The 13,547-nt window shown below is 53.5% G+C and carries 13 protein-coding genes; 10 read left to right on the top strand and 3 right to left on the bottom strand.

Annotated features, from left to right (window positions below; genetic code table 11):
• Entirely contained in the window at positions 1 to 969 is a 969-nt protein-coding gene (gene epmA, locus ABYA77_RS02500) for an EF-P lysine aminoacylase EpmA (protein ID WP_372964358.1), read from the top strand.
• A gap of 6 nt (positions 970 to 975) precedes the next feature.
• Here the strand turns inward: epmA and asd are convergent, their stop codons facing one another.
• Positions 976 to 1,845: an archaetidylserine decarboxylase gene (asd, locus tag ABYA77_RS02495; RefSeq protein ID WP_372964357.1), complete on the bottom strand. Its 870-nt coding sequence runs from the start codon at positions 1,843 to 1,845 to the stop codon at positions 976 to 978.
• A 187-nt stretch (positions 1,846 to 2,032) separates the two neighbouring features.
• Between asd and motA the strand changes: the two genes are divergently transcribed.
• Positions 2,033 to 2,884 carry a flagellar motor stator protein MotA gene (gene motA, locus ABYA77_RS02490; protein WP_372964356.1) on the top strand — a complete coding sequence of 284 codons (852 nt, stop codon included), beginning with the start codon at positions 2,033 to 2,035 and terminating at the stop codon, positions 2,882 to 2,884.
• Positions 2,885 to 2,912: 28 nt separating this feature from the next.
• Positions 2,913 to 3,872 carry a flagellar motor protein MotB gene (gene motB / locus ABYA77_RS02485; RefSeq protein ID WP_372964355.1) on the top strand — a complete coding sequence of 320 codons (960 nt, stop codon included), beginning with the start codon at positions 2,913 to 2,915 and terminating at the stop codon, positions 3,870 to 3,872.
• A 28-nt stretch (positions 3,873 to 3,900) separates the two neighbouring features.
• On the opposite strand, the gene rsgA is transcribed toward motB, so the two are convergent.
• Positions 3,901 to 4,956: a small ribosomal subunit biogenesis GTPase RsgA gene (rsgA, locus tag ABYA77_RS02480; RefSeq protein ID WP_372964354.1), complete on the bottom strand. Its 1,056-nt coding sequence runs from the start codon at positions 4,954 to 4,956 to the stop codon at positions 3,901 to 3,903.
• A 130-nt stretch (positions 4,957 to 5,086) separates the two neighbouring features.
• Between rsgA and orn the strand changes: the two genes are divergently transcribed.
• A complete protein-coding gene (gene orn / locus ABYA77_RS02475) occupies positions 5,087 to 5,629 on the top strand; it encodes an oligoribonuclease (protein ID WP_372964353.1) in 543 nt (180 codons plus the stop codon).
• On the opposite strand, the gene queG is transcribed toward orn, so the two are convergent.
• Complete coding sequence (queG, locus tag ABYA77_RS02470) at positions 5,624 to 6,703, bottom strand: tRNA epoxyqueuosine(34) reductase QueG (RefSeq protein ID WP_372964352.1); 1,080 nt, start codon at positions 6,701 to 6,703, stop codon at positions 5,624 to 5,626. The genes orn and queG overlap by 6 nt on opposite strands.
• A 131-nt stretch (positions 6,704 to 6,834) precedes the next feature.
• Here queG and ABYA77_RS02465 point away from each other — a divergent pair, with 131 nt between their 5' ends.
• Genes ABYA77_RS02465 through hfq form a run of 6 tightly spaced genes read left to right on the top strand, consistent with a single transcriptional unit; the run spans position 6,835 to position 13,458 of the window.
• Positions 6,835 to 8,391: an NAD(P)H-hydrate dehydratase gene (locus ABYA77_RS02465; RefSeq protein WP_372964351.1), complete on the top strand. Its 1,557-nt coding sequence runs from the start codon at positions 6,835 to 6,837 to the stop codon at positions 8,389 to 8,391.
• Positions 8,388 to 8,885 carry a tRNA (adenosine(37)-N6)-threonylcarbamoyltransferase complex ATPase subunit type 1 TsaE gene (gene tsaE, locus ABYA77_RS02460; RefSeq protein ID WP_372964350.1) on the top strand — a complete coding sequence of 166 codons (498 nt, stop codon included), beginning with the start codon at positions 8,388 to 8,390 and terminating at the stop codon, positions 8,883 to 8,885. Before ABYA77_RS02465 ends, tsaE begins: the two co-directional genes overlap by 4 nt.
• Positions 8,882 to 10,213 (top strand): N-acetylmuramoyl-L-alanine amidase, encoded by a 1,332-nt coding sequence (locus ABYA77_RS02455; RefSeq protein ID WP_372964349.1) that lies wholly within the window; start codon positions 8,882 to 8,884, stop codon positions 10,211 to 10,213. The genes tsaE and ABYA77_RS02455 overlap by 4 nt, the downstream gene beginning before the upstream one ends.
• Positions 10,214 to 10,233: 20 nt before the next feature.
• Positions 10,234 to 12,123, top strand: a complete 1,890-nt coding sequence (gene mutL / locus ABYA77_RS02450; RefSeq protein WP_372964348.1) for a DNA mismatch repair endonuclease MutL — start codon at positions 10,234 to 10,236, stop codon at positions 12,121 to 12,123.
• A gap of 20 nt (positions 12,124 to 12,143) precedes the next feature.
• The gene (gene miaA, locus ABYA77_RS02445) at positions 12,144 to 13,166 is read left to right on the top strand and encodes a tRNA (adenosine(37)-N6)-dimethylallyltransferase MiaA (RefSeq protein ID WP_372964405.1); all 1,023 of its coding nucleotides are present in this window, start codon (positions 12,144 to 12,146) and stop codon (positions 13,164 to 13,166) included.
• A 40-nt stretch (positions 13,167 to 13,206) separates the two neighbouring features.
• A complete protein-coding gene (hfq, locus tag ABYA77_RS02440; RefSeq protein WP_372964347.1) occupies positions 13,207 to 13,458 on the top strand; it encodes an RNA chaperone Hfq in 252 nt (83 codons plus the stop codon).
• The last annotated feature ends 89 nt before the right edge of the window (positions 13,459 to 13,547 follow it).

Genomic DNA, 13,547 nt, shown 5'->3' with positions numbered 1-13,547 from the left:
ATGGCTGATACTCCGGTATGGCGGCCTGCCGCCTCACGGGAGGTTCTCAAAAGCCGTGCACGGCAGCTGGCCTATGTGCGCGGCTTTTTTCGTGAACGGGAAGTGCTGGAAGTGGAAACCCCGGTGCTTGGCCGCCACGGCGTCACCGATGTGAATCTTGACGGCATCCCTGTCGAAGTGATGGCCGGGGGCGTTACGGGTGGGTGGCTGCAGACCTCTCCCGAATATCATATGAAGCGTCTCCTGGCTGCTGGCTCTGGTTCTATTTATCAGGTTGCCCGGGTGTTCCGTAACGGCGAGCGGGGCCGCCGCCATAATCCTGAATTTTCGATGCTTGAGTGGTATCGCCTGGGGCTGGATGATCAGGCGTTGATGGCGGAAGTGTCAGACCTGGTGTGTGGATGGCTGGATTGTGAGCAGCCAGAACAAGTGACATACCGTCAAGCGGTTATGGCCAATGCGGGCTTTGACCCCATGGAAATCTCTGACGACGCCCTGCAGCAGTACTGCTCACAATGGCTGGAACCTGATCAGCTTGCAGGGTTAGGCCGTGATGGTTGCCTGGATCTGGTGATGAGTTTCGTTGTTGAACCCGCTTTGGGTAACGATCGGCCGGTTTTTTTAACTCGGTATCCGGCCTCTCAGGCAGCCCTGGCCAGGGTTTCTATAGACAATGGGCATGCCATTGCGCATCGTTTTGAGTTGTATATTAATGGTCTTGAACTTTGCAATGGTTATTGGGAATTGACGGATCCTGCTGAGCAGCGACGCCGCTTCGAGGCGGATAACCTGCAGCGCAAAGCGTTCGATAAGCCGGGAATGGCGGTGGATGAATCGTTTGTCAGTGCGCTTGAGGCTGGCCTGCCCGATTGCTCGGGCGTAGCGTTGGGGCTTGACCGGCTCCTGATGCTTAAGGTCGGAGCAAAGGTGATTGACGAGGTTCTGGCCTTTCCGATAGAAAGGGCCTGAACCTGATCAGGTGTTGGGTTGATTCAGTTCGCCGAAAGCTTCACCCATCCGGACTGTTTTGCCTGCTATCTGGTCAGCCTTCCAGGCTACGACGCCTTTGGGCATAACGAGGACCACGGTAGAACCGAGTCGGAAGCGCCCCATTTCGTCGCCTTTCTCGAAGCGGACGGCATCCTCTCCTGAATATTGCCATTGAGTGACCTCGCTCGGCTTTGGTGCAACCACGCCAGCCCATGTGGTCTCCACGCTGCCAACGATCATCGCACCGACTAAAACCAAAGCCATAGGGCCGGCTTCTGTATCAAAAATGCAGGCAACTCGTTCGTTGCGTGCGAAAAGGTTGGGCACACTCTCTACCGTTACGGGGTTTACAGAAAAAAGGTTTCCAGGCACATAAACCATTTCCCTCAGTGTGCCTGCCATAGGCATATGAATACGGTGGTAGTCTTTCGGGGACAGGTAGATGGTTGCGAATTCACCTTCATGGAAAGCTTCTGCTCGTTGTTTGTCGCCGCCCAGTAATTCGACCAGGCTGAATGACTGGCCTTTTGCCTGAAAAACCCGGTCGTCAGCGTTCACTTGTCCGATCTGGCTGATAGCTCCATCTACCGGACTAACGAAGATATCTGGTCTTTGATCAACGGTACGAACTCCCGGCTTGAGAGCTCGGGTAAAAAATGCGTTGAAGCTGTCATAAGCGGTGGGGTCCGGCTCGGCTGCTTCACTCATGTTTACGCCGTAACGGCCGATAAACCAATTGATCACTCGGTTTTTCAGGGCTGGTGTCCTGTTGCTGTCGGCAAGGCGCCCTGCCAGGCGGGACAGGGCCAATTGCGGTGTAACGTATTGGCTCAGGACAAACAGTTTATCAAGCATTTAAAAGGTCTCTGGATTCTAAAGCCGTGCAGTTTAACAAACTGCGTGTAGTGTATAGAAATTGTTTCTCAGCTTCGCTGTCTGGGCAGAGGCTTGCTATGATCAGAGCGCACCTTATTATCATGAGGGGTGAAAATGTGACTGGTAAAAGTTATCAAACAGAAGATAAACAGGTGAACTTTTTTCTATGCTGCTGATTATTGGTGCGGTAGTTGTCATTGCGAGTGTGCTTGGTGGTTATATGCTGCACGGCGGAAACCTGGCCGTGCTCTGGCAACCTACGGAAATTATGATCATCGGCGGTGCGGCCGTGGGTTCTTTCGTAATTGCAAACCCTTTACACACGGTTAAACAGGTATTCAGTGGCGTGTTGCGGTTGCTGACCGGTTCGCCATTCAATAAATCTTACTATATGGATTTACTGAGTCTGCTGTATGAGGTTTTCGATAAATCCCGGAAGCAGGGTGTGATGGCCATTGAGGAAGACATTGACAATCCGGAGAACAGTCAGATCTTTACTCGCTATCCCGCCATCATGAAATCTGGTCACCTGCTCGACTTTATTACTGATTATTTGCGGATAATCAGCTCCGGCAACATGGCTCCTTATGAGCTTGAAGGAATGATGGAGAATGAAATTGATAGTCGCCAGCAGGAACTGGAAGAACCGGCCCACGCAGTTAACAAGATTGCAGATGCCCTTCCGGGGTTAGGTATTGTTGCTGCGGTTCTGGGGATTGTTATCACCATGAACTTCCTGTCGGAAGGGCCGGAAAGAATTGGCTTGAGTGTAGCCGCTGCGCTTGTAGGTACCTTCATGGGGATCTGGATGGGGTACGGGTTTGTTGGGCCAACGGCTATTGCCCTTGAGCACTCTGCGAAATATGAGTTAAAGGCGTATGAATGCGTGAAATCAGCCATTGTTGCTACAGTATCCGGGCAGGCGCCGCAGATGGCCATAGAATTTGGACGCAAAGCTTTGCCTACCGATAAACGGCCGGGATTCCAGGAATTAAATGATCACGTTCGCTCTAAGTGATTTTACTTGCCAGTAGCTGGAGTTAAGCGTGGAACAGCAGCCGATTATCATCAAGCGCAAAAAGAAAATCGTTGGAGGCCACCACGGCGGCTCGTGGAAAGTTGCGTTTGCAGACTTCGCCACGGCCATGATGGCTTTCTTTCTAGTGCTTTGGCTGACAGCGACAGCCTCTCCGGAGCAAATCCAGGCTGTAGAGGGCTATTTCAAAGACCCGATTGGTTTTACGGAGGGCGGTTCTGCGAATCCGGTCGATCTCGGGGGAAGCGCGTCGGTAATCAATGAAGCGACTCAGGATGTTGAGTCCAGCACGATTCAGATTGAAGATCAGGTGGTTGACGAACTGGCAGATACGCTTGAGGAGCGGCGCATGGAAGAGTTGTTCCAAGAGCTGAAAGAGCGTATTGAACAGAATGAGACGCTGAAAGAATTCAAAGACCAGCTGCTGATAGACATAACGGATGAAGGTTTGCGTATCCAGATTGTGGATCGGTCAGGTCGTCCAATGTTTGATAGTGGTCGGGCAGAGCTGAAATACTACTCTCAGGACATCCTTTTTGAGCTTGCCAAAACTCTGGGTTCGGTTAACAACAAATTGAGCCTTACCGGTCATACTGATGCGACTCCATTTAGTGGTCGGCCGGGCTATACGAACTGGGAACTGTCGGCTGATCGGGCAAACACTGCTCGCCGTGCGCTGGTAGCTGGTGGTGTAAGGCTTGAACAGATCGCGCGGGTTGTGGGTCTGAGTGATTCGGTGCTGTTTGACAAAGACAACCCGACAGCACCCGTTAATCGCCGTATTTCTATTATTGTTCTCAACAAGAAAACCGTTGAAGGTATTGAGAGTGGAGAACGTCGGCCAAGCCAGCCCCTAATCGACTTAACCCGCCCATCAGAGGAACAAGAGCAAAAGGCATTCAAGAACCTGGAAGATGGAAGCTGGTTCGAGGAGCGTCCGGAGCCAGCGCCAGGTGAGTTGAACTGGTAACTTTTCCGGACAATTGGTTCAGCTTAAGTCAGGTAAGTTTAAGTCCTCGTGCTTGTTGTTCCGCCATATCTTGAAGAATCCGATGGAAGCTTTTAAGGCGTTCCCGTGAAATAGTTCCGTTTTCTGCTGCCGCATCCAGTGCGCATCCGGGGTCACCCATGTGACGGCAGTTCCGGAACTTGCACATGCCCATCAAAGGACGGATTTCCCGGAATCCATACTCTACTTCTTGAGGTGTCATATGCCACAAACCAAACTCCCGGATCCCTGGTGAATCAATCAGGTCGCCTCCACTCGGAAGATGGAAAAGCTTGGCGGTGGTAGTTGTGTGCACGCCTTTGCCCGTGCTCGCAGATACTGCGCCAACCCGAAGCAGTTCATCCGGGAGTAAGGTCTGAATAATCGATGACTTTCCAACTCCGGACTGTCCGACAAACACGCTGGTCTTGTTGCGTACCAGTGCCTCGACTTCGGGCGCTGGCTCTCCCTTGCAGGCTGCGGCAGATGTCCGTTCTACCTGATAGCCTAAGGCTTCATAGCGGGCGAGAAGAGCTTCAATGTGAGGACGGTTCTGATCGTTAATCAGATCGGTTTTGTTGAGAAGAATGACGGCGGGGATATCTGAGCTTTCGGAAGCCACGAGATAACGGTCAATCAGGCTGTCATGGGGCTCCGGCTCTGGTGCAATCACCAGAATAATATGATCAATATTTGCCGCTACAGGCTTTAGTGCTCCAAAGTTATCCGGCCGCTGGAGCAGGTTTTCTCGTTCACATCGGGCCACAATGACGCCGGTTTCACTTTTCCCGGGCCGCCAGACCACTTTATCCCCGGTTACCAGGCTGCTGATGTTGGCCCGGACAAAACAGCGGAATACCTGCCCGGCGTTATCACCTTGCAGGGCTTCAACGTCCAGTTGTTGTCCGTAATGAGCAATAATCAGGCCTTCTTGTTCTGGCCCCAGCTCACCGGCTTCTGCTTGCGCTTCTACGGCCTTTTCCTTTCGAGCCATTCGGGTAGTGCGCTCTTTCTGAATCTTCTCAATCCGCCACTGCTGGCGTTTGTTCAATTTGCGTTTTGCCATTGGCTTTCTAGTGTTCCGGGAAAGTGATGTACCACATGATACGTGAATCATGGACAATAGGCAGAGTTTCTCATGTGTGCCACACACACGCCCCCTCCGAAAAAATTTAACGGCATAGGTGTAGATGAAAATGAGCAGCGGAAACCACTTGGTCTGGATAGACCTTGAAATGACTGGTCTGGATCCTGAGCAAGAGCGGATTATTGAAATGGCCACGATTATTACCGATTCGGAACTGAATCTGGTCGCTGAAGGCCCCGTGATTGCCATTAAACAGCCTGACAGCCTGTTGGACTCCATGGATGAATGGTGCACCCGGACTCACGGAGCCAGTGGTCTGACCCAGCGAGTTAAAGACAGCAAAATCTCCGAGGCAGAGGCCGAGCAGGAAACACTGGCATTCCTGAAACAGTACATGTCTGCGGGTGAGTCGCCATTGTGCGGCAACAGCATTGGTCAGGACCGGCGTTTTCTCGTTAAATACATGCCTGAACTTGAGGCATTCTTCCATTACCGCAATCTGGATGTTTCAACGGTCAAAGAGCTTGCCCGTCGCTGGCGCCCGGATGTCCTGGATGGCGTGAAAAAGAAAGGTAGCCACTTGGCGCTGGACGATATTCGCGACTCCATCGAGGAGCTGCGCCATTACCGTGAGCATTTCTTCAAGCTATAAGCCGTGTTGGCGAAGTGCCCAGGCTACGTGCTCACGCACCACCTCTGATGGATGCTCCGCCCGCTGCTTCAGCGCCTCGATGACGGGAATGGTCGACGGGGCGTTGCCCAGTCCCACTGCGATATTACGCAGCCAGTTTTCATAGCCGGTGCGGCGAATAGCCGAGCCTTCTGTGCGTTTCAGAAACTCCTGCTCAGTCCACAGGAATAACTCTGCAAGGTCGGTGTTATCCAGGCCGTGCCGGGGTTGAAAATCATTTTCTTTAGTGGGCTTATTGAACTTGTTCCACGGGCACGCCAGCTGGCAGTCATCGCAGCCAAACACCCGGTTGCCCATTTTCGGACGTAGTTCCTCTGGAATGGCCCCTTTCAGTTCGATCGTCAGATAGCTGATGCACCGCCGGGCGTCCAGTAAGTGAGCGCCAACAAAAGCATCCGTTGGGCAGATTTTCAGGCACGCAGAGCAGGAGCCGCAATGTTGCTTGTCAAACGGTTCGTCTACGGGCAATGGGGCACTGGTAAAAATTTCACCCAGGAAAAAGAAAGAACCCGCCTTGGGGTGTATCACCATGTTGTTCTTGCCGATCCAGCCAAGCCCGGCACGCTGGGCTAAGCCTCGCTCAAGCACGGGGGCGCTGTCGACAAAGGCGCGATAGTCGTAACCGGTGATTGCTTCGTCAATCTGTCTGGCCAGAGTTGCTAGCCGTTTGCGCATCAGCTTGTGGTAGTCCCGTCCAAGGGCATAGCGCGTTATGTAGGCAGTTTCCCGGTTTGTCAGCGCTTGTTTCGGGTTGTCCGGTGAGGGGAGGTAGTCCATGCGAACGGAAATGACTCGTTGTGTCTCCGGGACGAGAGAGTCGGGCGTATAGCGTTTGTCGCCATGGTCGGCCATGTAAGTCATATCACCATGGTAGCCGGCTGCAAGCCATTGCTTCAGGCGTTCAGCATGGGGGCCGGTATTGGCATAGGTGATGCCGGTATCAGCAAAGCCCAGTTGTTTCGCCCATTGGCGAATTTTGGCTGGCAGGGCTTCCAGAGAGGGGGTTGAGGCTGTGATATTTGTATTGTTGGGCATGATGGAGCCTTCGGCGGCGAAAGCCTGCGGAGATTTAATTTGATTAAGTTATGACCTTTTTTTCTATTTTGCTATGCTTTACAGATATCTGGCCAATTTTCTTAAACCGGTTTCTTTAGCGGGATGCTCCTATGCACTACGCGGACAGTCTATCAGAAGCCTTGTATTCCGCCGACTCAGTACGAGCGATGGACCGGTATCTTATTGATCAGCAGGGCATAGATGGTTTTGAGCTGATGCAGGCAGCGGCCAGAGCTGCGTTTCGGCAGTTACGGAAACATTGGCCCGCGCCTGGCCCAATGTTGGTTTTGTGCGGTGCGGGTAATAACGGTGGCGATGGTTATTTGATTGCAGCGAATGCTCACCGCTTGGCCATTCCCGTTGAGTGTGTTGCTGTTTCTCCGAGTGAAAAACTGACGGGAGATGCCTTGAAAGCCTTCAGGGTTGCCCGGGCTGAAGGAGTGCCGGTTAAGGAATTTGCTGATTTGTCTGAGGGTGAGCTGGCAGCGAATCTCATTAAAGCCGGGATTGTCGTTGATGCGTTATTGGGTACCGGGGTTTCGGGGGCGCCGAGAGAGCCGTTTGCCAGTGTTATCCGTGCCGTAAATGACGCAGGAGTTCCTGTGCTGGCGGTTGACTTGCCTTCCGGTCTTGATGCGTCCACCGGGGCGGCAGCAGGTGAAGTGGTTCGTGCAGCGTTGACGGTCACCTTTATTGGCGCCAAGGTGGGGCTCTACACTGGAGCAGGGCCTGCCGTTTGTGGCCGGGTGGTGTTTGAGCCCTTGGTGACTGAACAGCAATTTCATGGCTGTCCCGGGCAGCCGGTAGCCCGGCTCAAAGTCTGGGCTGAGTGTAGGGACTGGTTTCCCGAGCGCCCTTTGAACGCTCATAAAGGCCGTTTTGGTCATGTTTTGGTGGTTGCCGGTGATCGCGGTTTCGGCGGCGCCGGAATCATGGCGGCTGAAGCTGCATCCCGTGCGGGAGCAGGCCTTATATCGCTTGCTACGCGGCCAGAGCATGTGAGCGCAGCTTTGGTTCGGTGCCCGAACGTGATGACCCACGGGTTGATTCATGGCTCAGAGTTGGTGCCATTGCTTCAACGGGCTGATGTGGTTGTCTGTGGCCCTGGTATTGGTAAGTCGGCCTGGGGGCAACAGATGTTGCAGCAGGTGGTTGAGAGTGGCAAGCCCCGGGTCCTGGATGCCGATGCACTTAACTTGATGGCTACCCGGGCTGCGATCCCGATGAGTAAGCACGTGCTTACTCCACACCCTGGTGAGGCCGCACGCCTGCTCGGGCTTACTGTGGCTGAGATTGAGGCAGATCGGCTGGTTGCTGCGAGAGAGATTCAGCGTATATGGGGTGGCGTTGTCTTGCTCAAAGGTGCGGGAACAGTCATTGCCACAGGCTCCGGTGAGCCCTTTATCATTGCCGGCGGAAACCCTGGCATGGCTACCGGTGGGATGGGTGATGTGTTGTCGGGCATCATCGGTGCATTTATGGGGCAGCTACCCGAGGCGAGCCTGGCTACGGTCGCCGCCGCTGCAGCTCACCTGGCCGCCGCTGACAAAGCAGTTGAAGAGCTGGGCTATATGGGGCTATTGCCGACCGATGTGATTGCCGGTTTACCCCAGGTGTTGAAAAAAACTGGCGTCAAAAGCCTGTGGAACGACCGGCAGGAGCGATGAGTATGGTTGGTAACGAGTGCCGGTTGTTTCTGGAAACCGAGGCTGGAACAGAGTGCCTGGGCGGTGAATTGGCGCGGCTGGCAAAACTGTCTGATCAAAGCCTGACGGTGTTCCTGGAAGGGGATCTGGGCATGGGTAAAACCACGCTCAGTCGAGGAGTTATGCGTGGGTTGGGGCACAAAGGTGCGGTTAAAAGTCCGACATATACGCTGGTGGAGCCATATGAAGATCTGGTGCCGCCGGTATACCATTTCGACTTATACCGGCTGGGTGATCCGGAAGAACTTGAATACATGGGGATTCGTGACTATTTCTCGGGCACGAATTTTTGTTTGATTGAGTGGCCGGAGCGCGGCCAGGGTGTGCTGCCAGAACCGGATATCGAGATCTGTCTGGAGCGAAAGGGTAAAGGTCGCGCGGTTATTTTAAAGGCACGTTCGGAGTTTGGTGCCACGTTGTTAAGTCAAATTGAGTTGATGGGGCCGGATTCATGAAAATCGCATTGTTTCTGTTGTTGGCGCTTGCGGCAAGCGCCGTTAATGCCGCCACCAAGATTGAGGGCTTGCGCATCTGGCCCGCGCCGGACCATACGCGTTTGGTGCTGGATACAGAAGGAGCGGTAGATCACAACGTTTTCTCGTTGTCCGGTCCGTCACGACTGGTGATTGACTTGAAAAATGCTTCCATGACAACGGACTTCAGTAAGGTCGACCTGTCCGGGAGCCCTATTCAGCGTATTCGGAGTGCGCCTCGGAATGGAACAGACTTACGAGTCGTGCTTGACTTGAAAACCGACATAAAACCCCGCAGCTTTGTGCTGGAACCCAACCAGCAGTATGGCCACCGGTTGGTGGTCGATCTGATTGATGAAGCGGGTAGTCGGTCGGAGAAAGAAGCAAGTCCAACCGTTACACAGAATTCGGCGGGTAAGCGGGATATTGTCATTGTGGTGGACGCTGGCCATGGCGGAGAAGACCCGGGAGCTATCGGTCCTCGGGGTACCCGTGAAAAAGATGTCGTGCTGAAAATGGCTAAAACGCTGGCTGAGCTGATCAACAAGCAGCCTGGCTATACCGCCAAGCTTACCCGTACAGGCGATTATTACATCGGCCTGAGAAACCGGACGATTCTGGCGCGTAAACATAATGCGGATCTTTTTGTTTCTGTGCATGCGGATGCCTTCCGGACCCCTCAGCCCAGTGGTGCCTCTGTATTTGCACTGTCCCAGAGGGGCGCGACCAGTGAAACCGCTCGCTGGCTGGCACAAAGTGAAAACCGTTCAGACCTGATTGGCGGAGCTGGTGGCCTGTCTCTGGAGGGGCGAGATGAAATGCTGGCGGGCGTATTACTCGATTTGTCGATGACGGCGAGCATCAACGCGAGCCTGGGTGTCGGCAGCTCGGTGTTGGGCAAACTGGGCGGTGTGGCAAAGTTGCATAAGCCAGGTGTAGAGCAGGCCGCGTTTGCTGTGCTTAAGTCGCCAGATATTCCATCCATTTTGGTGGAAGCCGGATTTATTTCGAATCCCAAGGAAGAAAAGAATCTCGCTTCTGAGTGGTATCGGGAAAAATTAGCCAGAGCCATGATGGGGGGGATAAGTGATTACTTCAGGCGCAGTCCTCCTCCCGGAACTTTGCTTGCCTGGCAAAAAGAGAACGGTCGGGATGGAGGCCGGGTTAGTCATTATCGGATTCAGAGTGGCGACACTTTGTCCGGAGTTGCACGTGAAAACCAGACGACCGTCAGTGAGCTGATGCGGTTTAACGAGATGAACGACGATCGTGTTATGGTAGGGCAAACCATTCGTATTCCCTCATCCTGATCAAGAGGTAGTTCCCGGCTATGCCCCACATTCAATTGCTCTCGCCCCGGCTTGCCAACCAGATAGCCGCTGGCGAGGTGGTGGAGCGTCCCGCGTCCGTTGTTAAAGAACTGGTGGAAAATGCTCTGGATGCCGGTGCCAGCCGGGTTGATATAGAACTGGAACAAGGTGGCGTTAAGCTGATCCGGGTGCGGGATGATGGCTCGGGTATTGCTGAGGCTGATTTACCTTTAGCACTAAGCCGGCATGCGACCAGCAAGATCTTGACCCTTGATGACCTTGAAGCCGTAGGTACTCTGGGTTTTCGTGGCGAAGCCCTTGCCAGTATCAGCTCTGTCTCCCGCCTCTCACTGACTTCTCGTACGGTAGAGCAAGAAGCCGCTGCCCGGGTGGAAGTCGAAGGGCGTGACATGGATTCCAAAATCTCACCGGCTGCACACCCTGTTGGTACCACCGTTGAGGTCCGGGATCTGTTTTTTAACACACCCGCCCGCCGCAAATTCCTGCGCACAGAAAAAACAGAGTTTAATCACGTCGATGAAACTATTCGCCGACAAGCGCTTAGCCGTTTCGATACCGGATTTACCCTGCGCCACAACCAGCGGGTGATTCAAAGCCTGCGGCCGGCCGAGTCGGAGATCGACAAGCAACGTCGAATCAGTTCCCTGTGTGGGCAGCAATTTATCGACAATGCGGTAGTGATCGAGGCCGAAGCCAGTGGGCTGCGTCTTTGGGGTTGGGTAGCCTTGCCCACATTTTCCCGTAGCCAGGCAGATCTTCAGTATTTCTTTGTTAACGGGCGGGTAATTCGCGACAAGTTGGTGGCCCATGCGGTTCGCCAGGCATATCGGGATGTGCTTTATAATAATCGCCATCCGGCGTTTGTGTTGTATCTGGAAGTGGACCCCGCCACAGTGGATGTTAACGTGCACCCCACCAAGCACGAAGTGCGCTTCCGGGATGGTCGCTTGGTGCATGATTTTATTTTCCGCACTCTCCACAAAGCTTTAGCAGATGTTCGTCCTGCGGATCATTTCCGGGGGGCTGAAGCACAGTCTTTTGGGCGCGAACCTGAAGTGCCGCCTATGGTGGGTGAATCTGCGGTTTTTCAGCCTCAGCAGGGCCATGGAGCCGCTCAGTCACAATCTTTTAATACTGGATTTGGTCATTCGGCACCGGTGCAGCCGCAGCAGGACTGGAAGGCCAGTGACCAGATGGGGTTCTATAATTCGCTTAATGGTGGCGGTGGCGTTACTGGTGAGTCTCGGCCAGCGGGGTCCGGTACCCAGCCTGTTCTAACCACGCCGCCGCGGGATGGTGAAGAAGAGCCTCCGCTCGGTTATGCGATTGCTCAGCTGCACGGCATCTACATTCTTGCCCAAAGCCGTGCTGGTATGATTGTTGTGGACATGCACGCGGCTCATGAGCGGATCACCTACGAGCGCATGAAACAGGCTTTGGTCGAGCAAGATTTGAAAAGCCAGCCCCTTTTGGTCCCGGTTTCGCTTACGGTTAGTCAGAAAGAGGCCAGGCTGGCAGAAACTCACGGTGATGAATTGCAGAAGCTGGGTTTGCAGATTGAACGCATTGGCCCGGAAACATTAGCTGTACGTCAGATCCCCGCATTGTTGCGGGGTGCAAATACTGAACAGCTGGTGCGTGATGTTTTGGCTGACCTGATTGAAAACGGTCAAAGTGATCGGGTTGAGGCTGTGACTCATGAGCTGCTGGGAACCATGGCGTGTCACGGATCAGTGCGAGCCAACCGGCAATTAACCATTCCTGAAATGAATTCACTGTTGAGAGACATGGAGGCGACTGAGCGTAGTGGCCAGTGTAATCACGGCCGTCCTACATGGACGCTGGTTACCCTGTCTGAACTGGACAAACTGTTCCTGAGAGGGCGATAAGGGCTATGTCAGACCCGCGGCTGCAAAGCCTTCCTCCGGCTATTTTTTTGATGGGGCCGACCGCCTCCGGCAAAACCGACCTTGCTATGGCTCTTTGTGAACAGCTGCCCTGCGATATCATCAGCGTGGATTCCGCCATGATCTACCGTGGCATGGATATCGGAACGGCGAAACCGACAGCCGGAGAGTTGGCGAAAGCTCCGCATCGTTTGATCGATATTTGTGATCCCGCAGAAACCTATTCAGCTGCTGATTTTGTGCGGGACGCGCTGGCTGAAATGGCTGAAATTTCCGGGCGTGGCCGAATCCCGCTGCTAGTAGGCGGAACCATGATGTATTTCAAGGCGTTACTGAACGGTATGTCGAACCTGCCGTCAGCCAATCCGGAGCTCAGGGAACAGATTGAGCAGGAGGCCCTGTCCCACGGTTGGGAATGCTTGTATGAGGAGCTGGTGGCCAAAGACCCGGTTGCAGCGACGCTTATTCATCCCAACAATCGACAGCGATTGATGCGTGCTATTGAGGTTATTCGGCTTACTGGTCAACCAATTTCATCATTTTGGCAGGCGAGCCCCGGAACTTCTTCGGTGCAAAGTGGGGCTGACGTTAAGGATTACACCTATTTCACCCGGTGGCAGGCAGACGAAAGTGTTGGTCTACCGTATACTGTTTTCCAGTATGCTATTGCACCGGTTGAGCGCAAAGTCCTCCATGAGAGGATCGGCGCACGCTTTTTGGCTATGCAAGAAGCTGGGTTTTTGGATGAAGTCCGGCGTCTGATGAATCGAGGTGACCTGAATCCTGATATGCCATCCATGCGTTGTGTGGGCTATCGGCAGGCTTGGGATTATCTGTCGGGCGCTTGTGATTATGAAACGTACGTAAACAAAGGGATGGCGGCTACCCGTCAACTGGCAAAACGCCAGCTTACCTGGTTACGGAAATGGCCAGAAGTTCACCGGCTGGACAGCAATAATTTACACGTGATGTTGGAAGCCTTGAAAAAATCGGGGCTAGACACCACATTAAACTCTGAAATATGACGATCTGCACCTACCTCTACCTCTAAACAGGAGAATACACATGTCAAAAGGGCATTCATTACAAGACCCTTACCTCAATGCCTTGCGCAAGGAACGCATTCCGGTTTCTATCTTTTTGGTTAATGGCATCAAATTGCAGGGCCAGATCGAATCGTTCGATCAGTTCGTGATCCTGTTAAAGAACACGGTAAGCCAGATGGTCTATAAACATGCTATCTCCACCGTCGTGCCTGCCCGTAATGTGCGTTTGCCACAGGCGAACCCGGCAGGAGAGGATGAAGCTGAAGATTAATACCTCCGGATTTTCCGGTTTTGGCACCCGCGGTACAGGACAGACTTTGAGCTGAACTGGCCGCGGGTGTTTGTTTTTATGGAGTTGAA

It is taken from the genome of Marinobacter sp. (assembly GCF_041595835.1).
Classification (GTDB): domain Bacteria; phylum Pseudomonadota; class Gammaproteobacteria; order Pseudomonadales; family Oleiphilaceae; genus Marinobacter.
Note: the sequence above shows the minus strand (reverse complement) of the source record. Positions and strands in the feature narration are given on the sequence as shown.

What these genes read in the sequence shown, in the direction of transcription:
- queG (WP_372964352.1), bottom strand. Translation starts at nt 6,703, where the DNA reads ATGCCCAACAATACAAATATCACAGCCTCAACCCCCTCTCTGGAAGCC.
- epmA (WP_372964358.1), top strand. Translation starts at nt 1, where the DNA reads ATGGCTGATACTCCGGTATGGCGGCCTGCCGCCTCACGGGAGGTTCTC.
- ABYA77_RS02455 (WP_372964349.1), top strand. Translation starts at nt 8,882, where the DNA reads ATGAAAATCGCATTGTTTCTGTTGTTGGCGCTTGCGGCAAGCGCCGTT.
- tsaE (WP_372964350.1), top strand. Translation starts at nt 8,388, where the DNA reads ATGAGTATGGTTGGTAACGAGTGCCGGTTGTTTCTGGAAACCGAGGCT.
- ABYA77_RS02465 (WP_372964351.1), top strand. Translation starts at nt 6,835, where the DNA reads ATGCACTACGCGGACAGTCTATCAGAAGCCTTGTATTCCGCCGACTCA.
- motA (WP_372964356.1), top strand. Translation starts at nt 2,033, where the DNA reads ATGCTGCTGATTATTGGTGCGGTAGTTGTCATTGCGAGTGTGCTTGGT.
- hfq (WP_372964347.1), top strand. Translation starts at nt 13,207, where the DNA reads ATGTCAAAAGGGCATTCATTACAAGACCCTTACCTCAATGCCTTGCGC.
- mutL (WP_372964348.1), top strand. Translation starts at nt 10,234, where the DNA reads ATGCCCCACATTCAATTGCTCTCGCCCCGGCTTGCCAACCAGATAGCC.
- rsgA (WP_372964354.1), bottom strand. Translation starts at nt 4,956, where the DNA reads ATGGCAAAACGCAAATTGAACAAACGCCAGCAGTGGCGGATTGAGAAG.
- orn (WP_372964353.1), top strand. Translation starts at nt 5,087, where the DNA reads ATGAGCAGCGGAAACCACTTGGTCTGGATAGACCTTGAAATGACTGGT.
- asd (WP_372964357.1), bottom strand. Translation starts at nt 1,845, where the DNA reads ATGCTTGATAAACTGTTTGTCCTGAGCCAATACGTTACACCGCAATTG.